This is a genomic window from Pseudomonas poae, assembly GCA_028869255.1.
Taxonomy (GTDB): Bacteria; Pseudomonadota; Gammaproteobacteria; order Pseudomonadales; family Pseudomonadaceae; genus Aquipseudomonas; species Aquipseudomonas poae_C.
In genome coordinates, this window is the sequence record CP110972.1 from 5,777,978 (window position 1) to 5,802,360 (window position 24,383).

Annotated in this window: 23 protein-coding genes and 1 pseudogene; 12 read left to right on the forward strand and 12 right to left on the reverse strand. The window is 62.3% G+C overall.

The window, feature by feature from the left end; all coding sequences use genetic code 11:
* Positions 1-68: 68 nt before the first annotated feature.
* The 3 genes from trpB to LRS56_26235 all read left to right on the forward strand — a co-directional run bounded on the left by trpB (position 69) and on the right by LRS56_26235 (position 2,692).
* Positions 69-1,310 carry a tryptophan synthase subunit beta gene (gene trpB / locus LRS56_26225; protein WDU62218.1) on the forward strand — a complete coding sequence of 414 codons (1,242 nt, stop codon included), beginning with the start codon at positions 69-71 and terminating at the stop codon, positions 1,308-1,310.
* A complete protein-coding gene (gene trpA / locus LRS56_26230; protein ID WDU62219.1) occupies positions 1,310-2,119 on the forward strand; it encodes a tryptophan synthase subunit alpha in 810 nt (269 codons plus the stop codon). The genes trpB and trpA overlap by 1 nt, the downstream gene beginning before the upstream one ends.
* Positions 2,120-2,254: 135 nt before the next feature.
* Positions 2,255-2,692 carry an anti-virulence regulator CigR family protein gene (locus tag LRS56_26235; protein ID WDU62220.1) on the forward strand — a complete coding sequence of 146 codons (438 nt, stop codon included), beginning with the start codon at positions 2,255-2,257 and terminating at the stop codon, positions 2,690-2,692.
* A gap of 187 nt (positions 2,693-2,879) precedes the next feature.
* Here LRS56_26235 and LRS56_26240 read toward each other — a convergent pair whose 3' ends face one another.
* From LRS56_26240 to LRS56_26265, 6 genes and pseudogenes are all read right to left on the reverse strand, one after another.
* Positions 2,880-4,184, reverse strand: a complete 1,305-nt coding sequence (locus LRS56_26240; GenBank protein WDU62221.1) for an MFS transporter — start codon at positions 4,182-4,184, stop codon at positions 2,880-2,882.
* A 180-nt stretch (positions 4,185-4,364) separates the two neighbouring features.
* Positions 4,365-5,513 carry a galactonate dehydratase gene (gene dgoD, locus LRS56_26245; GenBank protein ID WDU62222.1) on the reverse strand — a complete coding sequence of 383 codons (1,149 nt, stop codon included), beginning with the start codon at positions 5,511-5,513 and terminating at the stop codon, positions 4,365-4,367.
* A 48-nt stretch (positions 5,514-5,561) separates the two neighbouring features.
* Positions 5,562-6,182, reverse strand: coding sequence for a 2-dehydro-3-deoxy-6-phosphogalactonate aldolase (locus tag LRS56_26250; GenBank protein WDU62223.1), 621 nt, complete (start codon positions 6,180-6,182; stop codon positions 5,562-5,564).
* A gap of 1 nt (position 6,183) precedes the next feature.
* Positions 6,184-7,143, reverse strand: a complete 960-nt coding sequence (locus tag LRS56_26255; protein ID WDU62224.1) for a 2-dehydro-3-deoxygalactonokinase — start codon at positions 7,141-7,143, stop codon at positions 6,184-6,186.
* A gap of 162 nt (positions 7,144-7,305) precedes the next feature.
* Positions 7,306-7,632 (reverse strand): DOPA 4,5-dioxygenase family protein, encoded by a 327-nt coding sequence (locus LRS56_26260; GenBank protein ID WDU62225.1) that lies wholly within the window; start codon positions 7,630-7,632, stop codon positions 7,306-7,308.
* 31 nt (positions 7,633-7,663) lie between these two features.
* Positions 7,664-8,613, reverse strand: a pseudogene (locus LRS56_26265) (LysR family transcriptional regulator).
* A gap of 104 nt (positions 8,614-8,717) precedes the next feature.
* Between LRS56_26265 and betC the strand changes: the two are divergent.
* The 3 genes from betC (at position 8,718) to LRS56_26280 (ending at position 12,895) form a co-directional block, all read left to right on the forward strand.
* Positions 8,718-10,232: a choline-sulfatase gene (gene betC, locus LRS56_26270; protein ID WDU62226.1), complete on the forward strand. Its 1,515-nt coding sequence runs from the start codon at positions 8,718-8,720 to the stop codon at positions 10,230-10,232.
* Positions 10,233-10,248: 16 nt separating this feature from the next.
* Positions 10,249-11,163, forward strand: a complete 915-nt coding sequence (choX, locus tag LRS56_26275) for a choline ABC transporter substrate-binding protein (protein ID WDU62227.1) — start codon at positions 10,249-10,251, stop codon at positions 11,161-11,163.
* Positions 11,164-11,326: 163 nt separating this feature from the next.
* Entirely contained in the window at positions 11,327-12,895 is a 1,569-nt protein-coding gene (locus LRS56_26280) for a SulP family inorganic anion transporter (GenBank protein WDU62228.1), read from the forward strand.
* 63 nt (positions 12,896-12,958) lie between these two features.
* On the opposite strand, the gene aroE is transcribed toward LRS56_26280, so the two are convergent.
* Both aroE and hemF read right to left on the reverse strand, forming a co-directional pair.
* Positions 12,959-13,777 (reverse strand): shikimate dehydrogenase, encoded by an 819-nt coding sequence (aroE, locus tag LRS56_26285; protein ID WDU62229.1) that lies wholly within the window; start codon positions 13,775-13,777, stop codon positions 12,959-12,961.
* A complete protein-coding gene (gene hemF, locus LRS56_26290) occupies positions 13,777-14,709 on the reverse strand; it encodes an oxygen-dependent coproporphyrinogen oxidase (protein WDU62230.1) in 933 nt (310 codons plus the stop codon). The genes aroE and hemF overlap by 1 nt, the downstream gene beginning before the upstream one ends.
* 159 nt (positions 14,710-14,868) lie before the next feature.
* Here hemF and LRS56_26295 point away from each other — a divergent pair, with 159 nt between their 5' ends.
* A complete protein-coding gene (locus tag LRS56_26295) occupies positions 14,869-15,846 on the forward strand; it encodes an NADPH:quinone reductase (protein WDU62231.1) in 978 nt (325 codons plus the stop codon).
* A gap of 120 nt (positions 15,847-15,966) precedes the next feature.
* On the opposite strand, the gene LRS56_26300 is transcribed toward LRS56_26295, so the two are convergent.
* The 3 genes from LRS56_26300 to LRS56_26310 form a co-directional block, all read right to left on the reverse strand.
* Entirely contained in the window at positions 15,967-16,524 is a 558-nt protein-coding gene (locus tag LRS56_26300; GenBank protein ID WDU62232.1) for an L-threonylcarbamoyladenylate synthase, read from the reverse strand.
* Positions 16,525-16,582: 58 nt separating this feature from the next.
* A complete protein-coding gene (gene dprA, locus LRS56_26305) occupies positions 16,583-17,686 on the reverse strand; it encodes a DNA-processing protein DprA (GenBank protein ID WDU62233.1) in 1,104 nt (367 codons plus the stop codon).
* 63 nt (positions 17,687-17,749) lie between these two features.
* Positions 17,750-18,526: a peptidoglycan-binding protein gene (locus tag LRS56_26310; GenBank protein WDU62234.1), complete on the reverse strand. Its 777-nt coding sequence runs from the start codon at positions 18,524-18,526 to the stop codon at positions 17,750-17,752.
* A 135-nt stretch (positions 18,527-18,661) separates the two neighbouring features.
* Here LRS56_26310 and def point away from each other — a divergent pair, with 135 nt between their 5' ends.
* The 5 genes from def to LRS56_26335 all read left to right on the forward strand — a co-directional run bounded on the left by def (position 18,662) and on the right by LRS56_26335 (position 23,345).
* Positions 18,662-19,168: a peptide deformylase gene (gene def / locus LRS56_26315; GenBank protein WDU62235.1), complete on the forward strand. Its 507-nt coding sequence runs from the start codon at positions 18,662-18,664 to the stop codon at positions 19,166-19,168.
* A gap of 68 nt (positions 19,169-19,236) precedes the next feature.
* Positions 19,237-20,190 (forward strand): methionyl-tRNA formyltransferase, encoded by a 954-nt coding sequence (gene fmt, locus LRS56_26320; protein WDU62236.1) that lies wholly within the window; start codon positions 19,237-19,239, stop codon positions 20,188-20,190.
* Entirely contained in the window at positions 20,187-21,497 is a 1,311-nt protein-coding gene (gene rsmB / locus LRS56_26325) for a 16S rRNA (cytosine(967)-C(5))-methyltransferase RsmB (protein ID WDU62237.1), read from the forward strand. The genes fmt and rsmB overlap by 4 nt, the downstream gene beginning before the upstream one ends.
* A gap of 22 nt (positions 21,498-21,519) precedes the next feature.
* Positions 21,520-22,893, forward strand: a complete 1,374-nt coding sequence (trkA, locus tag LRS56_26330; GenBank protein WDU62238.1) for a Trk system potassium transporter TrkA — start codon at positions 21,520-21,522, stop codon at positions 22,891-22,893.
* Positions 22,894-23,033: 140 nt separating this feature from the next.
* Entirely contained in the window at positions 23,034-23,345 is a 312-nt protein-coding gene (locus tag LRS56_26335) for a hypothetical protein (protein WDU62239.1), read from the forward strand.
* A gap of 129 nt (positions 23,346-23,474) precedes the next feature.
* Here the strand turns inward: LRS56_26335 and LRS56_26340 are convergent, their stop codons facing one another.
* Positions 23,475-24,362: a lysophospholipid acyltransferase gene (locus LRS56_26340; GenBank protein WDU62240.1), complete on the reverse strand. Its 888-nt coding sequence runs from the start codon at positions 24,360-24,362 to the stop codon at positions 23,475-23,477.
* Between the last annotated feature and the right edge of the window lie 21 nt (positions 24,363-24,383).

Genomic DNA, 24,383 nt, shown 5'->3' on the forward strand with positions numbered 1-24,383 from the left:
CAGGGTACAGCGTCAGGGGTAGAGTGGCCGTCATTGCCTCTCCTCACCTTCTTTTCCTGGAGCGCCCCATGACTCAGTCCCAGACCGATCTACGCAACGGCCCTGACGCCAACGGCCTCTTTGGCGCGTTCGGCGGCCGCTACGTCGCTGAAACCCTGATGCCGTTGATTCTCGACCTGGCCCGCGAATACGAAGCCGCGAAGATCGATCCGGCGTTCACTGAAGAATTGGCCTACTTCCAGCGCGATTATGTCGGGCGCCCAAGCCCGCTGTATTTCGCCGAACGCCTGACCGAATTCTGTGGCGGCGCCAAGATCTACCTCAAGCGCGAAGAGCTGAACCACACCGGCGCGCACAAGATCAACAACTGCATCGGCCAGATCCTGCTGGCGCGGCGCATGGGCAAAAAACGCATCATCGCCGAAACCGGCGCAGGCATGCACGGCGTGGCCACCGCCACCGTGGCGGCACGCTTCGGCCTGCAATGCGTGATCTACATGGGCACCACCGACATCGAGCGCCAACAGGCCAACGTGTTCCGCATGAAGCTGCTGGGTGCCGAAGTGATCCCAGTGGTCGCCGGCACCGGCACCCTCAAGGACGCGATGAACGAAGCCCTGCGCGACTGGGTAACCAACGTCGACAGCACCTTCTACCTGATCGGCACCGTGGCTGGCCCACACCCGTACCCGGCGATGGTGCGCGACTTCCAGGCCGTGATCGGCAAAGAAACCCGCACCCAGTTGCAAGCCCAGGAAGGCCGCCTGCCGGACAGCCTGGTGGCGTGCATCGGCGGCGGTTCCAACGCCATGGGCCTGTTCCACCCGTTCCTGGATGACACCAGCGTCGAGATCATCGGCGTTGAAGCCGCCGGCCACGGCATCGAAACCGGCAAGCACGCCGCCAGCCTAAACGGCGGTGTACCCGGCGTGCTGCACGGCAACCGTACCTTCCTGTTGCAGGACGACGATGGCCAGATCATCGACGCCCACTCGATTTCCGCCGGCCTCGACTACCCGGGCATCGGCCCGGAACACGCCTGGTTGCATGACATCGGCCGCGTTCAATACACCTCGGTAACCGACGACGAAGCCCTCGACGCGTTCCACAAATGCTGCCGCCTGGAAGGGATTATTCCTGCACTGGAAAGCGCCCACGCCCTGGCCGAAGTGTTCAAGCGCGCACCGACCCTGCCGAAAGATCACCTGATGGTGGTCAACCTGTCCGGCCGTGGCGACAAAGACATGCAGACCGTGATGCACCACATGGAAAACTCTCAACAAGTGCCAGCCCAGCAGGAGAAACACTGATGAGCCGCCTGCAAACCCGCTTTACGCAACTGAAAGAACAAAACCGCGCTGCCCTGGTGACCTTCGTCACCGCCGGTGACCCGGGTTACGACACCTCGCTGGCGATCCTCAAGGGTTTGCCGGCGGCTGGCGCCGATGTGATCGAGCTGGGCATGCCCTTCACCGACCCGATGGCCGACGGCCCGGCCATCCAGTTGGCCAACATCCGTGCATTGGAAGCCAAGCAGAACCTGGTGAAAACCCTGCAAATGGTTCGCGAGTTCCGCAAAGACAACAACGACACGCCGCTGGTGCTGATGGGGTACTTCAACCCGATCCACAAATACGGCGTGCCGCAGTTCATCGTTGATGCCAAGGAAGCCGGTGTGGACGGCCTGATCGTGGTCGACATGCCGCCTGAACATAACGGCGAGCTGTGCGACCCGGCCCAGGCAGCGGGCATCGACTTTATCCGCCTGACCACGCCGACCACCGATGACGTGCGCCTGCCGACCGTGCTTAACGGCAGCTCCGGCTTTGTGTACTACGTGTCGGTGGCCGGGGTGACCGGTGCCGGTGCCGCCACCCTGGAGCACGTCGAAGAAGCGGTGACCCGCCTGCGTCGGCATACCGACCTGCCGATCAGCATCGGTTTTGGTATCCGCACGCCGGAACAAGCGGCGGCTATCGCACGCCTGGCGGACGGTGTGGTGGTGGGTTCGGCGCTGATCGATCACATCGCGAATGCCAGCAACGATCAACAAGCGATTGATGGGGTATTGAGCCTGTGCGCGGCGCTGTCGGAAGGTGTGCGTAACGCCCGTAAGTAAGGCCTATGTAGCGGGAGGTAAAGTTCCTGATACAGAGGAATCAACTCGCACAATCACAGCCTAAACAGCAAGACCAAGGGATTTCGAACCTCGTTCGGGATCCCTTTTTTGTGTGTGTGCCCTGAGGAATACCCGATGAAAATGCCTAAATCCGTGATTGCCGGCCTTGGCGTGCTGGTGCTTGGCGCCAGCGCCCTGGTGCAAGCCGCACCGCCGGACCAGCGAGGTGACGACCGTGGTGGCCCGCAAGGCCAGCACGAGCAACGTGGCGACGACCATCGCGGCCCGCAGGACAACCGTCGCGGCCCGCCTCAGGACTTCGGCCCGGTGCGGCAGATCATCCACGACAACCACGGCCAGTTCTCGCGTGGCGCGCCGCCACCGCCCAACGTTCGCCTGGTACGCGGCCAGCCCCTGCCACGCGGCTACTACGGCGAGCGCCTGGACAACCGCGCCCTGGCACGCCTGCCGGTTTACCCGGGTTATGAATGGCGCCGCTCGGGGCCGGATGTGGTGTTGATCGCGGTGGGTACTGGCATCGTCTATGAGATTCTGGATGGCGTACTCAACTAAAGCTTGCCGATCACTTTGTGGTGAGGAAGCCTGAGTGGCATCGGGCTTCTGTCGCGGATGGGCTTTTGTGGCGAGCGGGCTTGCCCGCGTTGGGCTGCGCAGCGGCCCCAAAAAAGCGGGAGCGCTGCGCACTCCAACGCGGGCAAGCCCGCTCGCCACGAAAGCCCGCTCGCCACATAAGCAATGTCTACAGCTCGATGCGTTCGACCTTGCCGACCAGCAGCACGTAGGAAAGCGCCCCCAACAAAGCGAGCACTGCGATATAGGTGATCGCCGGCGCAAAAGAATCGCCGGTGGCCAAAAAGCCAATCACGATCGGCGTGGCAATCGCCGACAGGTTGCCGATGAAGTTGAACACCCCACCGGTCAGCCCCAACAGCCGCGCCGGTGCCAGGGTCGACACCAGTGACCAGGTGATCGACGCCAGGCCATTGCCGAAAAACGCCAGCGCCAGAAACGCGATGACCCACGCGGTGGAATCCACATAGTTGGCGCCAATGATCGCCGTGGAAATCAGCAACCCGCCAATAATCGGTAATTTGCGCGCAAAGCCCACCGACGCCCCTCGGCGTATCAGCCAGTCGGAAAAAATCCCCGAACACAGCACCCCGACAAACGCGGCCAAGAAGGGCAGTGAGGCCAGCAGGCCGGATTTGATGAAGTCCATCCCGCGATATTTCACCAGATAGGTCGGAAACCACGTCAGAAAAAACCACAGTGTGGAGTTCAGGCAGAACTGCCCCAGGTAGATGCCCCAGAGCTTGCGCTTGCTCAGCACAATGCCCAGGTCGACCCAACTGAACGGCGCCTTGGTGGCTTGCGCCTGCATGTCCACCAAGCCGCCGCCGTCGCGGATCAATTCGATTTCAGCGGCATTCGCGCCCTTGAAATCCTTCGGCTCGCGATACACCGCGTACCAGATCAACGCCCACACAATGCCCACACCACCGGTGGCGACAAACACCATGTGCCAGCCGAATGCGTGCTGCAGCCAGGCCAGTACCGGCGTCAGAAACGCCAGCCCGACAAACTGCCCCGAGGTGTATACGCCAATCGCCGTGGCGCGCTCGCGCTCTGGAAACCAAGTGGTGACCACACGGCTGTTGATCGGATACGCCGGCGCTTCGAGGGCGCCGACGGCCATGCGCAGCACAAACAGCGCGATAAAGCTGGCAGCGAACCCGAGCATCACCGTGGCGATCGACCATAGCAGCAGGGCGACGGTGTAGAGAATGCGCGGGGGCACGCGGTCGACCAGCCAGCCGCCGGGGATCTGCATGGCGGCGTAAGTCCAGCCGAACGCAGAGAAAATCAGCCCGACATGCACCGGGTCGATCCCCAGTTCAGTGGTCAGCGCCGGGGCGGCAATCGACAGGTTGCTGCGGTCGAGGTAGTTGATCACCACGGTGATAAACAGCAGCACCATGATGAAAAAGCGCTTTCTGCTAGGCGTGACGAGAGAAGCCTGCCCGCTGAAGGATTCAGGGTGCATGGGGGTGCCTCTTGTTATGTTTATTGAGGACAAATCTTGCTGAAGAAACCGGGATCAAATGTGGGAGCGGGCTTGCTCGCGAAGGCGGAGTGTCAGTCAACACATCTGCGGCTGATAGACCGCTTTCGCGAGCAAGCCCGCTCCCACATTGATTGGGTTTTCACTTCAGGTTCGCGGTGCTCACCACTCCGCAAAGCTGCCGTCGGCATGCCGCCAGATCGGGTTGCGCCAGCGGTGGCCGATGGCGGCGCGTTCGATCACGTATTCCTCGTTGATCTCGATGCCCAGGCCCGGCCCGTTGGGGATCTTCACAAAGCCCTGGTCATAGTCGAACACGCCCGGGTCGCGCACGTAGTCGAGCAGGTCGTTGCTCTCGTTGTAGTGAATGCCCAGGCTCTGCTCCTGGATAAATGCGTTGTAGCAAACCGCGTCCAGTTGCAGGCAGGCCGCCAAGGCAATCGGGCCCAGCGGGCAGTGCAGCGCCAGGGCCACGTCGTAGGCTTCGGCCATGTTGGCGATCTTGCGGGTTTCGGTGATGCCGCCGGCGTGGGAGGCGTCCGGCTGGATGATGTCGACATAGCCTTCGCTGAGCACGCGCTTGAAGTCCCAACGCGAGAACAGGCGCTCGCCCAGGGCAATTGGTGTGCTGGTCAGCGGCGCCAATTCCTTGAGCGCTTCGTAGTTTTCGCTGAGCACCGGCTCTTCGATGAACATCAGTTTGTACGGGTCCAGCTCTTTCATCAGCACCTTGGCCATGGGCTTGTGCACGCGGCCATGGAAGTCGACGCCGATACCCACGTTAGGCCCGACCGCATCGCGCACGGCCGCCACGTTGGCCAGGGCCAGGTCGACTTTTTCGAAGCTGTCGACAAACTGCAACTCTTCGGTACCGTTCATTTTCACCGCAGTAAAGCCACGGGCCACCGCCTCTTTGGCGGCGCGGGCGGTGTCGGCAGGGCGATCGCCGCCGATCCATGAGTACACGCGGATCTTGTCGCGTACCTGGCCGCCCAGCAGGTCGCTGACCGACACGCCCAGGGCCTTGCCCTTGATGTCCCACAGCGCCTGGTCGATCCCGGCCAGCGCGCTCATGTGCACAGCGCCGCCACGGTAGAAGCCGCCGCGATAGAGCACGGTCCAGATATCTTCAATATTGCGTGGGTCTTTGCCGATCAGGTAGTCGGACAGTTCTTCGACCGCCGCCGCCACGGTGTGGGCACGGCCCTCAACCACGGGTTCACCCCAGCCGGTCACGCCCTGGTCGGTTTCGACCTTGAGGAAGCACCAGCGCGGCGGGACGATAAAGGTCGTCAGTTTGGTGATTTTCATCTGTTATCTCTCTTATAGATGCGGCGCCTGTGGGCGCGGAACTTGATATCAGCTCAGGGCTTTCCAGGCGGCGACATACGCCTGGGCACGGCTCGCGACCTGATCCACTGTCATACCCGGTTTGAACAACCCGGAACCCAGCCCGAACCCTTTGGCGCCGGCCTCGATAAACACCTGCATGTTGTCGGGGGTCACGCCGCCCACCGGCAGCAACAAGGTACCCGCCGGCAATACCGCCAGCCACGCCTTGATCACCGAAGGGCCCATCTGCTCGGCCGGGAACAGCTTCAACACATCGGCGCCTTCGGTCAGTGCGGCGAACGCTTCGGTGGGGGTGGCCACACCCGGCGACAGATACAGACCCGCCGCTTTGGCTGCACGCAACACCTTGGGATCGCTGTGGGGCATGACGATCACTTGGCCACCGGCGGCTTTGACCTGCTCGACCTGCTCCGGCGTCAACACCGTGCCCGCGCCGATCAGGCAATCGGCGGGCAGGCTGTCGCGCAGGGTGCGGATGCTGGTGTAGGGGTCGGGCGAATTCAGTGGGACTTCGATCACGCGAAAACCGGCCTGATACAGCACCTGGCCGATCGCCTCGGCTTCGTCCGGTCGTACGCCGCGCAGGATTGCGATCAAACCGTTATGTGCGAGTGCTTGCTTGAGCATGTCAGGCCTCCGTTGCAGGTTGAGTGAGCCCGGCCGCCACTGCCAATTGCCACAAGCCACGCTCGGTGGCCTCCTGCGCCAGGCTGACGTGGGCGAAGCCGCACAGGGCGAGGGCGCGTTGGTAGCGGGCGCAGAGGGCGGCGGCGCCGACCAGGATGATGGGCGTGTGTTTTGCCTGGTCCGGCAAGCCGGCCAGTTCATAGCCAATCAGCAGGCCGGACAGGTAATCGGGTTGTTGCTCGGGGGCCAGTTCGCCGGTCAACCCCAGGCTACGGGCGCTGAACAACGTCGACAGCACGCCACGACGGCCGTCTTTTGACTGCGACACGTGCACGCCGCGATCAAAGGCGTCGGCCTGGAACTGCTCGGAGGTCTTCTGAGTGCGCCCCAGGATGCTGTGCTTGCTCATGACCGCGAACAGCTCGCCGGTCATGAAGGTGTCGAAGTGCGTGATGCAGCCACCCGCCACTTCTACCCATTTGGAATGGCTGCCGGGCAGGCCGATCAACACCTCGGCACCGAGGCCCTGCAGCACGCCGAGCACTTGGGTTTCTTCGCCGCGCATTACATTGGGCAAGCCGACCTGCTCGATCACGCCGGGCACGATATGCACCTGCACACCGCGCAGGCTGCGCACGCTGTGCAGCGCCTGGCTGAGGCTGGCGACATCGACGGGGGTGTTGCGATAGGCCGCTTCGCTCCAGCCCTGGGCGCTGCCGACCATGCCGCAAGCGATCACCGGCAAGCCCGGTTGGGCGTCGAGCCAATCGCCGCAGGCTGCATCGAACGCCAACTCGAAGCCGTTGTTGCACTGAACGCCGGCAATCTCGCGCGGTTCGCAAGGCAGGTGCATGATCCCGAAGGCCAGCGAACGCTGTTCGAGCACAGCGCCGGCCTGGCCGAGTTTATAAGCCCGGAGGGAGCTGGTCCCCCAATCGAGCGCGATCAATTGCGCCTGCATCGCTTCACCTGAAATGAGTGGGTGCTGAAAAAAGCAGATGAGCGAATATAAACCTATGCCTGGCAATATCTCAATATATAAATAACAGTCCCATATATCGGGTTTATATAGAAAAAATCCCGTCGCCTTGGCACAAGTCGACGGGATGGGCAGGCACAGTGGTTAAAAACCAGACAGGTCCAGCTCACGCATCGCGCCCATCCAGATCGCGTAATCGGTGTGGTCCTTGAGGTCATCGCCGGTATCGGGGTGCAGGAACACCACCAGGCCATTGCGATTGAGCGCCAACCACGGCAGCACCACGCCGATGTATTCGGCGTCGAACGCCAGCTGGCAGCTCCAGTCCGGGTGCGGGCCCACCGGCCGTTCATGCACACGGCCCATGCGCAGTGGGAACAGCTTCGCGCCGTCCTCACATAAGGTGCGCGCCTGGTCGAGGGTGCTGGCGTCGAAGTAGATATGGGCGTGGTAGCCCTTGATACGTTGCATGGCAGGCTCCGGAATCAAGATGCGCCAGATCCTAGACCGCAATCGAGGGCAGGGCCAGCCCGGTCAGTGACTGCGCACTGCTGGCCTGTTCCGCCAGCAGCCAGTCGACAAACCGTTCAACCAACTGCCCGCGACGTTTGCGCTGGGGCTGCACCACGTAATACCCGAAGCGCGAGACCACCGTGTCGCCGATCGGCCGGCACAGCCAGTTCTGCTCCAGCAAATTATCCACCAGGTGGCGCCAGCCGATGGCCACGCCCTGGCCGGCAATCGCGGCCTGGATCAGCAGGGTGTAGTTATCGAAACGCAGTTGGCCGGGGGTGGGCGTGGCAGTGATGCCCAGTTCGCGAAACACCCCGCTCCAGTCGAACCACTGGCTGTTGTTTTCCTGGCGCAGGTGCAGCAAAGGCACGTCATGCAGGTTCTGCAGGGTCAGCGGCGTGGCCTGGCCCTTGAGCCATTGCGGGCTGCACACCGGGAACACTTCTTCATTGAACAGCCACAGGCTGTCGCCCTGCTTGAAGCGGCCATCACCGAACAGCACCGCTACGTCGATATCGCTGCGCAAGGTCGCGTGGTTACGTTCGCTGGTGACCAGGCTTACATCCACTTGGGGGTTGGCTTGGTGGAAGCGGTGCAAACGCGGCATCAACCAGTAGGCGGCGAAGGCAAAGTCGGTGGCCACTTGCAGCACTTCGTGCTGGTCCTGCTGGGTGATTGCGCTCAGCCCTGGTTGATGGTCTGCAAACCGCCTTGCACGTGCTCGAACAACAGCGCGCCGGCGTCGGTCAACTCAATGCCACGGTAGATCCGGTCAAACAGGCGAATCGCCAACTGTTCTTCAAGGCGTTTGATCTGTTGGCTGATGGCCGGCTGCGTGGTGCCCAGCTCCATCGCGGCGGCGGTGAAACTGCGGTGGCGCGCCGCCGCTTCAAAGGCACGCAGCAGGTCGAGGGACATCTCACCCAGGGCTTCATACATAAGCTGTGCTTATCCTGAGACATTGCTTTTCATGGGCTTTACCCCATTTTCCATGGGCTGCATGCTCATTCGCATAAACACCGCCTATGGAATGCCGATAGATCATGAAGCGCAAGAACATTCTTTTCATCATGGCCGATCAAATGGCCGCGCCGATGCTGCCGTTCTACGGACCTTCCCCGATCAAGCTGCCCAACTTGAGCCGCCTCGCCGCACAAGGCGTGGTGTTTGACGCCGCCTACTGCAACAGCCCGCTGTGCGCGCCGTCGCGCTTTACCCTGGTCAGCGGCCAGCTGCCGAGCAAGATCGGCGCCTACGACAACGCGGCGGATTTGCCCGCCGACGTACCGACCTATGCCCACTACCTGCGCCGCCTCGGCTACCGCACCGCGCTGTCGGGCAAGATGCACTTTTGTGGCCCGGACCAACTGCACGGCTATGAAGAACGCCTGACCAGCGACATCTATCCCGCCGACTACGGCTGGGCGGTGAACTGGGACGAACCGGACGTACGCCCCAGCTGGTACCACAACATGTCCTCGGTGCTGCAAGCCGGCCCGTGCGTGCGCACCAACCAGCTGGATTTCGACGAAGAGGTGGTGTTCAAGGCCCAGCAGTACCTGTTCGACCATATCCGCGAAGACGGCGACCAGCCGTTCTGCCTGACGGTATCGATGACTCACCCCCACGACCCGTACACCATTCCCAAGCCGTTCTGGGACCTGTACGACGACGCCGACATCCCTTTGCCTACGACGCCAGCCCAGGCCGATCTCGACCCGCATTCCCAGCGCCTGCTCAAGGTCTACGACCTGTGGGACAAGCCGCTGCCTGTGGATAAGATCCGCGATGCACGCCGTGCCTACTTCGGCGCGTGCAGCTATATCGACAGCAATGTCGGCAAACTCCTGCAAACCCTGGAAGACACCGGCCTGGCCGACGATACGATCATCATCTTCTCCGGCGACCACGGCGACATGCTCGGCGAGCGCGGCCTCTGGTACAAAATGCACTGGTTTGAAATGGCCGCGCGCGTGCCGCTGCTGGTCAGTGCGCCAGGGCAGTTTGCCGCTGGCCGCGTGACCCACGCAGTGTCCACCGCCGACCTGCTGCCGACCCTGGTGGAACTGGCCGGTGGCGAGCTGGACCCACGCCTGCCGCTGGACGGCCGTTCGCTGGTCCCGCACTTGCAGGGGCAGGGCGGGCACGACGAAGTGTTTGGCGAGTACATGGCCGAGGGCACCGTCAGCCCGTTGATGATGATTCGCCGGGGCGCCTACAAATTCATCTACAGCGAAGACGACCCTTGTCTACTGTTCGATGTGCACAACGACCCGCACGAGCGGGAGAACCTCAGCCAGTCACCGGAACACCGGCCACTGTTCGAGGCGTTTTTGAGTGAGGCGCGGGCCAAATGGGACATCCCGGCGATCCACCAGCAGGTGCTCGCCAGCCAACGCCGTCGCCGCCTGGTATTTGAGGCGCTGACCCACGGCAAGCTGAAGAGCTGGGATCACCAGCCGCTGGTAGACGCCAGTCAGCAATACATGCGCAACCATATCGACCTCGACGACCTGGAGCGCAAGGCACGTTATCCACAACCCTGCCAAAACCAATAAATACAGAGGGAAGGCCATGCAAAAGTTAACTGCGGTAGTGGGCATGCTGGTGCTGAGCAGCGCCAATGCGTACGCGGACACCAGCTGTGACACGGTGAAGATGGCCGATCCGGGCTGGAGCGACATTGCCGCCACCAATGCCATCGCCGGTTTTCTGCTGACCGGCATGGGCTACAAGGCCAAGGTCGACACCCTGGCGGTGCCGATCACCTTTGGCGGGCTCAAGGACGGCCAGGTGGATGTGTTCCTCGGCAACTGGATGCCGGCGCAGCAGGGCTTCTATGACAAGTTCGTGGCCAATGGCGACGTGGTGCAATTGGCGAAAAACCTCGACGGCACCGAGTTCACCCTCGCCGTACCGGACTATGTGTGGGACGCCGGTGTGCATGACTTTGCCGACTTGAACAAATTTGCCGACAAGTTCGACAAGAAGATCTACGGCATCGGCTCCGGCGCGCCGGCGAATATCTCGTTGCAGGAAATCATCAAGAAGAATGACTTCAACCTCGGCCAATGGAAGCTGGTCGAATCCAGCGAACAGGCGATGCTGGCCGAAGTGTCGCGGGCGGTGAAGAAGCAGAAATTCGTCACCTTCCTCGGCTGGACCCCGCACCCGATGAACGTGCAGTTGAAAATGCACTACCTCAAAGGCGGCGAGAAATATTTTGGTGACACCGGCAGCGTGTATACCCTGACCCGCAAAGGCTATGCCCAGGCGTGCCCGAATGTAGGAAAACTGCTGACCAACCTGAGTTTCACCCAGGAGATGGAGAACAGCATCATGGCTGAAGTGACCCATAAAAAGGTCAGCAATGCCGATGCGGCAAAGGCGTGGATCAAGGCTAACCCGGCGGTGTTGGACAAGTGGCTGGACGGGGTGAAAACAGTGGATGGCCAGGATGCATTGGCCGCTGTAAAAGCCAAGCTCTAAACCATCCCTGTGGGAACTGGCTTTTGTGGGAGCTGGCTTGCCTGCGATGCAGACGGCTCGGTCTGTCAGTTAGACCGAGGGGATGCTATCGCAGGCAAGCCAGCTCCCACAGGGGCCGGTGTGTACTGATACTCTGAGCCAAACCTTTCTACCCGAGCCTGCGATGCCCCGGCCCAACCGCCATACACTCTTCCCCTTCCTCGCCTGGCTCCCGCGCCAAACCCGCGCCAGCGTCGGGCGGGACGCGCTGGTCGGCCTCAGCGGCGCGGTACTCGCGTTGCCGCAGTCGATTGCCTACGCGCTGATCGCCGGGCTCCCACCCGAATACGGCCTGTACGCCGCCATCATCCCGGTACTGATCGCCTGCCTGTGGGGTTCGTCCTGGCACCTGATCTGCGGCCCCACAGCGGCGATTTCCATCGTGCTCTACGCCAGTGTCAGCCCCTTGGCCGTGCCGGGCTCTCAGGACTACATCACCTTGATCCTGTTGCTGACCTTCCTGGCGGGTGTTTTCCAATGGTTGCTCGGCATGCTGCGTTTTGGCGCGCTGGTGAATTTTGTGTCGCATTCGGTGGTATTGGGTTTCACCCTGGGCGCTGCCGTGGTGATTGCCCTGGGGCAGTTGCCTAACTTGCTGGGGCTGGACTTACCCAGCCAGGCGACGGCGATCAAGAGTTTTCTCGCGCTGGTGGATCACGGCGGGGAGTGGGATCACGCCTCACTGGCACTCGGGCTGGGGACTTTGCTGGTGGGCGCATTGCTCAAGTACCTGGTGCCGCGCTGGCCGACGCGGCTGATCGCCCTGGCCCTCGGTAGCCTGGTGGCGTGGCTGTGGCCGGCGATGTTCGGGCATGTGGCGCTGGTCAGTTCATTTATCGGCAGACTGCCGCCTTTGAGCCCCTTGCCGATGGACCTGGATATGCTCCTGCGCCTGCTGCCGAGTGCCGTGGCGGTGGGTATGCTGGGGCTGGTCACCAGCCTGTCGATTGCGCGCTCGCTGTCGGCGCGCTCCCAGCAATTGCTCGACGCCAACCAGGAAGTTCGTGCGCAGGGTTTGTCCAATATTGTGGGCGGTTTTTTCTCCGGGTACTTGTCGGCCGGTTCCTTTACCCGCTCCGGCCTCAGCTACGAGGCGGGGGCCTGCTCACCCTTGGCGGGCGTGTTTTCCGCCCTGTGGGTGGCGCTGTTCGCCCTGTTTGGCGCGGCGCTGATCGCACATATTCCAATCCCGAGCATGGCCGCCAGCATCCTGTTGATCTGCTGGGGCCTGGTGGATCATCGCGGCATTCGCGCACTGTTTCGCGTGAGCCGTGCCGAGTTTGTGGTGATGGGCCTGACGTGTGTCGCCACATTGCTGCTGGAGTTGCAAACGGCGATTTACGCCGGGGTGCTGGCATCGTTGTTTTTCTACCTCAAGCGCACTTCGCAGCCGCGGGTTCAGCAGTGGCGCGACGGTGATGAGGATGTGTTGCGGGTGGGCGGCTCGATCTTTTTCGGCGCCAGCCATTACCTGCAAGTGCGCCTGCAAAGCTTGCAGGCCGAGCGCGTGGTGATCGAGGCGCAGCAGATCAATTTTATCGACTATTCCGGGGTAGAAATGCTGCACCAGGAAGCGCGGCGATTGCAGGGTATGGGGCGCAGCCTGACATTGCGCCGGGCCCGGCCGCAGGTGGTGGAGGAGCTGAAAAAACTGGAAGGGGCCGACAAATGCCCCCTGCATTTCGAAGACTGAATGCGGGTAAACATGTGGGAGCAAGCCCGCTTTCACCCGGACTGTGCCCACATTGGATTTGTGTCAGGCCAACTGGCGACGCAACTCAGCCAACACCGGCGCCGAGTCCGGGCGCACACCGCGCCACAGGTAGAAGGCTTCCGCCGCCTGCTCCACCAGCATGCCCAGGCCGTCCATCGCCACGGCTGCGCCTTGCTCGCTGGCCCAACGGCAGAACGCGGTCGGTTCCTTGGCGTACATCATGTCGTAGCAAAAGGTCTTGCCAGGTTCGACCAGGCTTCCTGCAATCGGCGGTACATCGCCTGACAGGCTCGCGGACGTGGCATTGATGATCACGTCCACCGGCTCACGCAGCCAGTCGAAACCGCTGGCAGACACCGGGCCCAGATCGTCGAACAGCTCGGCGAGTAACTCGGCTTTTTCCACGGTGCGGTTGGCGATGATCAGCGAAGCGGGCCGCTCGGCCAGCAACGGCTCCAGCGCCCCGCGTACCGCTCCACCGGCGCCCAGCAGCAGGACACGTTTACCTTGCAGGCTAAGCCCGGCGTTCACCGTGAGGTCGCGCACCAGGCCCGCGCCGTCGGTGTTGTCGCCCAACAATGTGCCGTCGGCCAGCTTGCTCAGGGTGTTCACCGCGCCAGCGCGCTGGGCACGTTCGGTCAAAGTGTTGGCCAGGCGGTAGGCGTCTTCCTTGAACGGTACGGTGACATTGGCGCCACGGCCTTGCAGAAAGAACTCACGGGCACAGCCGGTGAAATCCTGCAATGGCGCGAGCAAGGTGCTGTAGTCCAGTTGCTCGCCGGTCTGCTCGGCGAACATCCGGTGAATCAGCGGTGACTTGCTGTGGCCGATGGGGTTGCCGAACACCACATAACGATCCATCAGACAGCCGCCTGGGGCGCAGCCACGCCCAGCCAGTCGCGGTCTTGCAGGAAGTAGTCGGTGAGGCGCGCCTCTTCGCTGCCGGCCTCGGCTTTCCAGTCATAGCTCCAGCGCACCTGGGGCGGCAGCGACATCAGGATCGACTCGGTGCGCCCACCCGATTGCAGGCCGAACAGGGTGCCACGGTCGTAGACCAGGTTGAACTCGACGTAGCGGCCACGGCGGAACTCCTGGAACTGGCGCTGCTGCTCGGTATAGGTCGCAGCCTTGCGGCGCTGCACGATCGGCAGGTAGGCGTCGATGTAGGCGTCACCGATGGCGCGGATAAACGCGAAGCAGGTGTCGAAACCCCACTCGTTCAAGTCATCGAAGAACAGGCCGCCGATGCCACGCGGCTCGTTGCGGTGCTTGATATGGAAGTAGGTATCGCACCAGGCTTTATAGCGCGCATACACATCCGGCCCGAACGGCGCACACGCCTGCTCGGCCACGCGGTGCCAGTGGATGCAGTCTTCTTCATTGCCGTAGTAGGGCGTGAGGTCAAAGCCGCCCCCGAACCACCACACCGGTTCTTCGCCCTCTTTTTCGGCGGTGAAAAAACGCACGTTGGCGTGGGAAGTTGGCACATGCGGGTTGTGCGGGTGAATCACCAGCGACACGCCCAGGGCTTCAAACCCACGACCGGCCAGTTCAGGCCGATGCGCACTGGCGGACGGTGGGAGGCCGCTGCCGAACACGTGGGAAAAGTTAACGCCGCCTTTTTCGATCACCGAACCGTTTTCGATCACACGGGTGCGACCGCCCCCGCCGGCAGGCCGGGTCCAGGCGTCTTCGATAAAGCGAGTGTCCGTCTCGAAGGTTTCCAGGGCGCTGCAAATGCGGTCTTGCAGGTCAAGCAGGTAGGCCTTTACAGCCTCGGTGCGGGTAGTCATGGCATCACCTTGAATCGGGCAAAGCTACGCGAGGCCATTGGGCGTCGGCGGCAAATGGGCGCACAGGATACCACCGCACCCCGTTGCGCCGCAGTTGACGAAGATCAAGCTTAGGAGTGGGATAGGGGGCTACGCGATTCGACCTCAGGAGAAGTGCAGATGGCCAAACGTATCCAGTTCAGCGCCCATGGCGGCCCCGAAGTGCTTGAGTATGTGGACTACACGCCGGCAGAGCCGGGCCCGCAGCAGGTTCGCGTGCGCAACGAGGCCATTGGCCTGAACTTCATCGACACCTATTTCCGCAGTGGTCTTTATGCGCCGCCAGCCCTGCCATCAGGTTTGGGCGCCGAGGGTGCCGGTGTGGTCGATGCCGTGGGCAGCGAAGTCACGCAATTTAAAGTCGGTGATCGCGTGGCCTACGGCAGCGGCCCGCTGGGCGCCTATAGCGAGCTGCATGTGCTGCCCGCCGCCAACCTGGTGCACCTGCCGGATGAGATCAGCTTCGAACAAGCCGCCGGCGCCATGCTCAAGGGCCTGACCGTGCAGTATCTGCTGCGCCAGACCTATGAGCTCAAGGGCGGCGAAACCATCCTGTTCCACGCCGCCGCCGGTGGCGTGGGCTCCCTGGCCTGCCAATGGGCCAAGGCCCTGGGCGTGAAGTTGATCGGCACGGTCAGTTCGCCGCAGAAAGCCGCCCTGGCCAAATCCCTGGGTGCCTGGGAAACCATCGACTACAGCAAGGAAAACGTCGCACAACGTGTGCTGGAATTGACCGACGGCAAAAAAGTCCCGGTGGTGTACGACGGCGTCGGCAAGGACACCTGGCTGACCTCGCTGGACAGCGTGGCGCCACGTGGGCTGGTGGTGAGTTTCGGGAATGCGTCAGGCGCGGTGGATGGGGTGAATTTGGGGATTCTGTCAGCCAAGGGCTCGCTGTACGTCACCCGGCCGACACTGGCGACCTATGCCAACAACCCGCAGAACCTGCAGGCAATGGCGGATGACCTGTTCTCGATGATCAAGAGCGGCAAGGTGCGCATTGATATCAACCAGCGGTTTTCGCTGGCGGAGGCGGCGAAGGCGCAGACGGAGTTGTCGGGGCGGCGCACGACCGGGTCGACCATTCTGTTGCCCTGAAGCGATAAATCTCCAGAGGTTGTAAGGGCCTCTTCGCGGGCAAGCCCGCTCCCACATTTTGATGTGTTAACCCATTCAAATGTGGGAGCCGGGCTTGCCCGCGATGGGCGCGCCACGGTCTCAGGAAGGCCGCACCACCGCGCCCGTCGCCAGATTGCGAATCAGGCTCGGGTTCTTGCGCCCGCCCAGAGCGCCACCCAGTACCAGGTCCACTTGGCCACGGAAATACTGCTCCACGCGGATCCGTGAGCGCGCTGCAGGGCGGCCTTGGGGGTTGGCCGAGGTGGAAATCAACGGCCCAACCAACGAGCACAAATCCCGTACCAGCGGATGGTCGGTAACCCGCAGCGCGACCGTGTCGTGCACCCCGGTCACCCATTCCGGCAACAAGTCCTGATGGGGCACCAGCCAGGTATTGGGCCCTGGCCAGGTGCTGGCCATGCGGTCGATCCAGTCCTGGGGGAAGTCTTCAAACAGAAAGTCGAACTGACGAATGTTGTCCGCCACCAGGATCAGGCCCTTGTCCACCGAGCGGTTCTTGATCGCGAGCAAACGGTCCACTGCTTCTTCATTCCACGGGTCACAGCCCAAGCCCCATACCGCTTCGGTTGGGTAGGCGATCACCGCGCCTGCGCGAATTTCCCGTGCGGTTTCCAGCACACGCCACCTGTTGACCATTGCTCACTCTCCAGACTAAAGCTCTGGGCAGTTTACCGATCTTCTTTACAAAACCCAGCTACAAAAGCTGGCCGCGCGCGAGCCAGCGCCCGCTCTCGCAGATCACCAGGCCTTCCAGCTCAAGCTCAGTCAGGCTCGCCAGCACCTGGGCCATCGACCGGCCACTGGCAATCGCCAAGGCTTCGCTGGTGTGAGGCGCCGCATGCAACAGTGCCACCAGCGGGTGGGTGACCGGTATCGCCGCCGGGCGTGACAACGCCTGCCAGCCGCGCAACCCTTCCAGAATATGTTCGATGGTTTCCACCAGCATCGCGCCCTCGCGGATCAGTTGGTGGCAGCCCTTGGCGCCAGGATGGTGGATGGAACCCGGGATCGCATACACCTCGCGCCCCTGTTCGGCCGCGAGCTTTGCCGTGATCAGCGAACCGCTGGCCATGCCGGCTTCCACCACCAGCACGCCCAGGGACAGGCCGCTGATAATCCGGTTGCGCCGTGGAAAGTTCGCGGCCTGGGGCGGGGCGTCCAACGGGAACTCGGAAACCACCGCGCTGCCTTGCTCAATCATCGCCGCTGCGAGGCGTCGGTGGCGCTGTGGATAAAAATTTTCGAGGCCGGTGCCGAGTACGCCGATTGTGTGCCCGCCGACATCCAATGCGGCTTGATGCGCCGCACCGTCGATGCCCAACGCAAGGCCGCTGGTGATAACAAAACCAGCGCTCGCCAGGCTGCGGGAAAACGCTGCAGCGGTGTCCATTCCGGGGCGGGATGCGCGGCGGCTGCCTACCATCGCCAGCTGCGGTTTTTCCAGGATTGCAGGGTCACCGGCAACAAATAAAAGCGGCGGTGCAGCGTCGATCTGGGCGAGGAGCGCAGGGTACTCAGGCTGGTCCCACATCAACAAATGCTGGGCCGGTTGCTCCAACCAGGCTAACGCCCTGCTGGCACCATCACGGATTTCAGGGCTACGCCGGGCATCGGCACTCACGGCCGGCAAGCCAAGCGAACGCCAGGCACTGGCGGGGGCGCTGATGGCCTTGGAGGCCGAGCCGAAGGCTTCGATCAACACACGAAAACGCCTGGGACCCAGTTCCGGCAGCCTGTGCAAGCGTAGCCGGGCTTCCAGTTCTGACGGGGAAATTTCACTGCTGTTTATCGGAATCATTTGATCATCCTTGACCGGAACAAGCTGTGGATAACTCTGTTGGTAACTTATTTAGCAGGCTATTCATTGCGTTTGACGAGCAGTCTCGAAACGGTCCATTACCGCCAGTGCCCGCGAGGCGCTGAGGACCAGGCCATAACTGAGCTTTTCATAAGTCCGAAACACCAGCAGGGTGCCGACGCGTTCATCTGGAAGCTTCAGCGGGGCGCCATTGAGAGGGTCGCGAACGCTGGCGCCGGTTTTGATGATGGTCAGCAGTTGGCCCTCGACCAGCCCCTCGCGCCGGCCTTTGTTGAGGGTCACAGCGTCCAGCACGCCGATCTGGGTCACGCCCTTGGGGATATCGATGATGTGCCCTTGAATGAAGGGCGTGGATTGCGGCGTCTTGAGGCTGGCCGGATCAACCGGCGGCTGCACCCGGAGCAAGCGGTCGCCCGGGCGCACCTCCTGTGTCACCCGCTGCAAGGCGAGGGTGGTGAGGTCGCCGGCGGTGACAAACCGTGCAGTGCCGATGTCATCGGCGTTAACCCCCAGCAGCTCGTGGGTTTGCGGGTCGGTGTAGACCTTGCCGCGGCGCACAATGCCATAGCCGGGCTGGGCCGGGTCCAGGTTGCCCCGGGCGTGCACAAGCTCGCCATTGGCCCCCAGCACCCGCCCGGTCTCGGCCGCGACGACGTAGGGCGCGTGGTCCAGATCCTCGGGGGTATCCAGAATGCGGTTGTGCAGTAAAAAGCGCTGGATGGCCTGTTGCGTCGGTTGATCCAGACGCTGTGCAGGCTGGGGAAGCAGGGCCGTGGCAAGCGGGGCCCACAGCAGCAAGACGAGTAGCGATTTCCTCATGGGGTCAATCTCCTTTATTATGTGCGTTCGCGTGAAATGCCATAGCCTTCGCGGCTTTCGAACCTTTCACACCGGCGGTCTGGGTCCATCCCAACGCCGATTTGCCTTTACCTCACATGTGCAGCAATTACGCTTATGGCTATTTTGAACATCCTCGAATTTCCCGACTCGCGCCTGCGCACGATCGCCAAACCGGTGGCCGTAGTGGACGACAAGGTTCGTCAGTTGGTCGATGACATGTTTGAAACAATGTATGAAGCCCCGGGCATCGGCCTCGCCGCGACCCAGGTCAACGTGCATCAGCGCGTCGTGGTCATGGACCTGTCGGAAGATCGCAGCGAACCTCGGGTGTTTATCAACCCCGAGTTCGAACCGCTGACCGACGAGATGGGCGAATACCAGGAAGGCTGCCTCTCGGTACCCGAGTTCTACGAGAACGTCGAACGCCCGCTGCGCGTGAAGATCAAGGCCCTGGACCGTGATGGCAAACCCTACGAGCTGATTGCCGACGGCCTGCTGGCGGTGTGCATTCAGCACGAATGCGACCACCTCAACGGCAAGCTGTTTGTCGATTACCTGTCCACGCTTAAACGCGACCGGATCAAGAAGAAGCTGGAAAAAAAGCATCGCCAGCAAGCTTGATGCCCTTCTTCCAAAGGCTTGCTGCGGCAAGCCTTTTTCTTTGTGACTGTTTTTAACCGAGACCTCCCATGACCGAGCCATTGCGCATTGTTTTTGCCGGCACTCCCGAATTCGCAGCCGAACACCTCAAGGCGCTGCTTGCCAGCCCTTATGACATCGTCGCGGTGTACACCCAGCCGGATCGCCCGGCCGGTCGCGGGCAAAAACTGATGCCGAGCCCGGTCAAGCAGCTGGCGCTTGAGCACGACATTCCTGTGCTGCAACCGCCGACCCTGCGCAACGCCGAGGCCCAGGCGGAACTGGCGGCATTGAAGCCGGACCTGCTGGTGGTGGTGGCCTATGGCTTGATCCTGCCCCAGGTTGTGCTGGATATCCCGCGCCTGGGCTGCATCAACAGCCATGCGTCGCTGCTGCCACGCTGGCGCGGTGCGGCGCCGATCCAGCGCGCCGTGCAAGCCGGTGACAGTGAAAGCGGCGTGACCGTGATGCGCATGGAGGCGGGTCTGGACACCGGCCCAATGCTGCTCAAAGTCACCACTCCAATCACCGCCGAAGACACCGGCGGCAGCCTGCACGACCGCCTGGCCGAGCTGGGCCCGCCCGCCGTGATCCAGGCCATTGCCGGTCTGGCTGCCGGCACCCTGCAAGGTGAAGTGCAGGACGACAGCCTCGCCACCTACGCCCACAAGCTGAACAAAGACGAAGCACGCATCGACTGGAGCCGCCCGGCCGTGGAGCTGGAACGCCTGGTGCGCGCCTTCAACCCATGGCCGATCTGCCACAGCACCCTCAATGGCGAAGCCCTGAAAGTGCTCGCCGCCACCTTGGCCGACGGCAAAGGCGTCCCCGGCGAGATCATCGGCACCCGCAAGGACGGCCTGTTGGTGGCCTGCGGTGAGCAGGCACTGTGCCTGACGCGTCTGCAATTGCCCGGTGGCAAGGCGCTTAACTTCAGCGATTTGTTCAACAGCCGTCGTGAGAAATTTGCCTTGGGCACGGTTCTCGGGGCGATCGCTCAATGAACCCACGTCTGGCCGCCGCCAAGGCACTCGCCGCCGTCCTCAACGGCAAGGCTTCGCTGAACAGTTCGCTGCCCACCGCGCTGGACAAGGTTGAGGACCGTGATCGCGGTTTCACCCAGGACCTGGCCTTTGGCACCGCCCGCTGGCAGCCGCGTTTGTCGGCGCTGGCGGCCAAACTGCTGCAAAAGCCGTTCAAGGCCGCCGATGCCGATGTGGAGGCGCTGCTGCTGGTGGGCCTCTATCAGTTGCTCTACACCCGCGTCCCGGCCCACGCCGCCATCGGTGAAACCGTTGGTTGCGCCGACAAGCTGAAAAAACCCTGGGCCAAGGCCCTGCTCAATGCCGTGCTGCGCCGCGCCCAGCGTGAAAGCGAAGCGCTGCTGGCTGAGTTGGAGCATGACCCGGTGGTGCGCACCGCCCACCCACGCTGGTTGCAAAAATCCCTGAAAGCCTTCTGGCCGGAGCAATGGGAAGCCATTTGCGCGGCCAACAATGCGCATCCACCGATGATTTTGCGGGTCAACCGTCGCCATCACAGCCGTGACGCCTACCTGCAATTGCTGGCCGATGCCGGCATCAGCGCCACACCTTGCGTGTACAGCGTCGACGGCATCGTGCTCGAAGCGGCCGCCGACGTGCGCAGCCTGCCGGGCTTCGCCGAAGGCTGGATCAGCGTGCAGGACGAAGCCGCCCAACTGGCTGCCGACTTGCTTGACCTGGCCCCAGGCCAACGTGTGCTGGACGCCTGCTGCGCACCGGGCGGTAAGACGTGTCACATCCTGGAAGTCGAAAAAGACCTGGCGGGTGTAGTCGCTGTCGACCTGGAAGCCAAGCGCCTGGTGCGGGTGCGTGAAAACCTCGCACGCCTGGGCCTGAGCGCCGAGCTGATTGCCGCCGACGGCCGCGACACCGCCACCTGGTGGGATGGCAAACCGTTCCAGCGCATCCTGCTGGACGCGCCGTGTTCGGCCACCGGCGTGATCCGCCGCCACCCGGATATCAAACTCACTCGCCAACCGGACGACATCGTCGCCCTGGCCGCGCTGCAGGGCGAACTGCTCGACGCCCTGTGGCCAACCCTGGAAGTCGGCGGCATTCTGCTCTACGCCACTTGCTCCACATTGCCGACCGAAAACACCGAGGTGATCGAAGCCTTCCTCGCCCGCACCCGTGGCGCCCGCGAGTTGGACCTCGCCACGGCGGCCGGGATCAAGCAGCCGCACGGCCGCCAACTGCTCGCGCAAGAAGGCGGACACGATGGCTTCTACTACGCCAAACTGATCAAGATTGCCGCCGCACGCGGCTGAACGGGTTTAAGGGAGTGACCGGATGAAAATCATCATCCTTGGGGCAGGGCAGGTCGGCGGCACATTGGCCGAGCATTTGGCCAGCGAAGCCAACGACATCACCGTGGTCGACACCGATGCCGAGCGCCTGCGCAACCTCGGTGACCGCCTGGATATCCGTACCGTACAGGGTCGTGCGTCGTTTCCTACGGTGCTGCGTCAGGCAGGCGCCGACGACGCCGACATGCTGGTGGCGGTGACCAATAGCGATGAAACCAATATGGTCGCCTGCCAGGTCGCCCATACGCTGTTCCACACGCCCACCAAAATCGCCCGAGTCCGTGAGGCGGCTTACCTGACCCGTGCAGGGCTTTTCGACAACGACGCGATTCCAGTGGATGTGTTGATCAGCCCCGAACAGGTGGTCACCCATTACATCAAGCGCCTGATCGAGATTCCCGGCGCCTTGCAGGTGATCGACTTTGCCGGCGGCAAGGCCCAACTGGTGGCGGTCAAAGCCTATTACGGCGGCCCGCTGGTGGGCCAGCAACTGCGTCAGTTGCGTGAACATATGCCGAACGTGGAAACCCGTGTAGCGGCGATTTTCCGACGTGACCGGCCGATCCTGCCCCAGGGCGATACCGTGATCGAGGCCGACGACGAAGTGTTTTTCATCGCCGCCAAGGCGAATATTCGCGCAGTCATGAGCGAAATGCGCCGGCTGGATGAAACCTACAAACGCATCGTGATCGCCGGTGGCGGGCAGATCGGCGAGCGCCTGGCCGAGGCTATCGAAAGCCGTTACCAGGTGAAGATCATTGAGATGAGCCCGGCACGCTGCCGGCACTTGTCCGACACCCTCGACAGCACCGTCGTACTCCAGGGCAGCGCCTCGGATCGCGACCTGCTGATGGAAGAAAACATCGCCGACGCCGATATCTTCCTGGCGCTGACCAACGATGACGAGGCCAACATCATGTCGTCCTTGCTGGCCAAGCGGCTGGGGGCGAAGAAGGTGATGACCATCATCAACAACCCGGCGTATGTAGACCTGATCCAGGGCGGCGATATCGACATCGCCATCAGCCCGCAACTGGCGACCATCGGCACTCTGCTGGCCCATGTGCGCCGTGGCGATATCGTCAGCGTGCATTCCCTGCGCCGTGGCGCGGCGGAAGCCATCGAGGCGATTGCCCATGGTGATTCGAAGTCGAGCAAGGTGATCGGCAAGGCCATCCGCGATATCGGCTTGCCGCCAGGCACCACCATCGGCGCGATCATTCGTGACGAAGAGGTGATCATTGCCCACGACGACACGGTGATTGCCACCGGTGACCATGTGATTTTGTTCCTGGTGGATAAAAAACATATCCGCGATGTGGAAAAACTCTTCCACGTGGGCCTGAGTTTTTTCTAAGTATGAACATTCCAGTGTGGCGAGGGCGCTTGCTCCCGTTCGAGTGCGAAGCACTCGCAAAATGCTTGGGGCTGCTACGCAGCCCAACGGGAGCAAGCACCCTCGCCACAACAGCCTTACTTTGCTCAAGGTGGCATTAAATGCTCGAATCCCTGGAAAAAATGCTCGCCAAGGGTGTGGATAATTCATTGCTGCGCTTCGGTTTGGGCAAGGGTTATCTGGACTTGAAGGACAACGCCAAGGCGGCGGAGCATTTGCGCAAGTGCGTCGAGTTTGACCCGAAGTATTCGGCGGCGTGGAAATTGTTGGGCAAGGCGCAGGCGGGGTTGGGTGATAGTGCTGCAGCGCGGCTGGCGTGGGAGAAGGGCATCGAAGCGGCCCAGGCCCATGGCGACAAACAGGCCGAGAAAGAGATGACGGTGTTCCTGAAGAAACTCGACCGCCAGGCCTGAGGTGATCCCTGTGGGAGCTGGCTTGCCTGCGATGCGGGCGACTCGGTCTGTCCGATAAACCGAGTCGATGCAATCGCAGGCAAGCCAGCTCCCACATTAGCTCTGTATTGATTTATAGATCTGGGTTAATCAGTACCATCGCTCTTCACCCGGCGGGCGTTTCTTGAAGCGCTTCATGCTCCACATGTACTGGCTCGGGTAAGCCCCCACATAGCGCTCCACCACCTTGCTCATCGCCGCGCAAGACGTGGCGGTATCGGTGCTGTACATGTCTTGCGGCGCCGCCTCCAGGATCACTTTGTAGCCCGAACCGTCCGGCAGCCGCAGCGCGTGCAGGAACACGCCCACAGCCTTGTGGCCTGCGAGCATGTTCGGCACGAACTTGCTGGTCAGCGCCTGGGTGGCGAAGAACGGTACGAAGATCCCTGCGGATTCCGCCGGCTCCGGGTCCGCCGGGATTCCCACCTGGCCGCCCTTGCGCACTTCCTTGATCACGCTGAGGATGCCTTCCTTGGTGGAAGCCGCCACGCGGTTACCCAGCTGTACGCGCTGTTTGCGCAGCAAATCGTCTACCGCCTTGAGCTTCGGCGGGCGGTAGAAAATGATCGGTTTGCACTGGCTGCAATAGAAGTGGTTCAACACTTCCCAGTTGCCCAGGTGGCTGGTGATGCCCACCACGCCTTTACCCGAGGCCAGGGCTTCGTGCAGCACTTCCAGGCCTTCGACCTCGCGCACCAGGTCGATGGAGCGCTGGGCCGGCCAGATCCAGGCGCAGGCGCTTTCGGTCAGGGACTTGCCGATATCCATCAGGCTCTGACCCACCAGGCGCTCACGCGCCGCCGGGTCCATGTCCGGGAAACATTTGGAGAGGTTGATCCGCACCGTGTCGCGGGAGCGGTTGGGGGTTTTCCACATGATCCAGCCGATCGCCGTGCCGACCGCTTGAACCGCGCGCCAGGGCAATAGGGCAAACAACCGAAGAGCGCCTACCAGCAAGGCGCCTTTAAACTTTTCCACAGGTCACTCCTGATCGTGTGT